Source organism: Lysobacter sp. TAB13, assembly GCF_052113885.1.
Lineage (GTDB): Bacteria > Pseudomonadota > Gammaproteobacteria > Xanthomonadales > Xanthomonadaceae > Lysobacter > Lysobacter gummosus.
In genome coordinates this window covers 1-657 of the sequence record NZ_JBFRDR010000081.1, presented here as the reverse complement: position 1 = coordinate 657, position 657 = coordinate 1, and the positions used below count along the sequence as shown (strand labels likewise).

The window sequence follows — 657 nt, the reverse complement described above, 5'->3', positions numbered from 1 at the left end:
CTTCTGGAACGGCACCGGCTGGTTCAAGGAGCTGCTCGACCCTTCTAGCGATCTGGGCGGACGGGTGCGCGACTCGCTGGGGCGCAATCTCGCTTTCTCCGCGATCATCCTCGCGATCGAGGTACCGCTCGGCATCGCAGTCGCGCTCGCCATGCCGCGCGAAGGCTGGAAGGTGGCGGCGACGCTGGTCCTGATGGCGATGCCGCTTCTGGTGCCCTGGAACGTCGTCGGCACGATCTGGCAGGTCTTTGCACGTGGCGATATCGGGCTACTCGGCTACACGATCAACCGGCTCGGCATCGACTACAACTACGTCGCCGACCCGCTGGCTGCCTGGATCACCATCATCGTGATGGATGTCTGGCATTGGACCTCGCTGGTGGCGTTGCTCTGCTATGCCGGGCTGAAATCGATCCCCGACGCTTATTACCAGGCGGCGCGGATCGACGGCGCCAGCCGCTGGGCGGTGTTCCGCTTCATCCAGCTGCCGAAGATGCGGCGCGTGCTGATCATCGCCGTGCTGCTGCGCTTCATGGACTCGTTCATGATCTACACCGAGCCCTTCGTCGTCACCGGCGGCGGGCCCGGCAACTCGACGACCTTCCTCTCGATCGAGCTGGTGAAGCTGGCGCTCGGACAGTTCGACCTGGGCAAGGC

At 64.5% G+C, this 657-nt stretch carries 1 protein-coding gene; it reads left to right on the top strand.

The window, feature by feature from the left end; genetic code table 11:
* Nucleotides 1-657, top strand: a 657-nt coding sequence (locus tag AB4Y92_RS25210; RefSeq protein ID WP_441822105.1) for a carbohydrate ABC transporter permease, incomplete at both ends; no start/stop codon positions are given.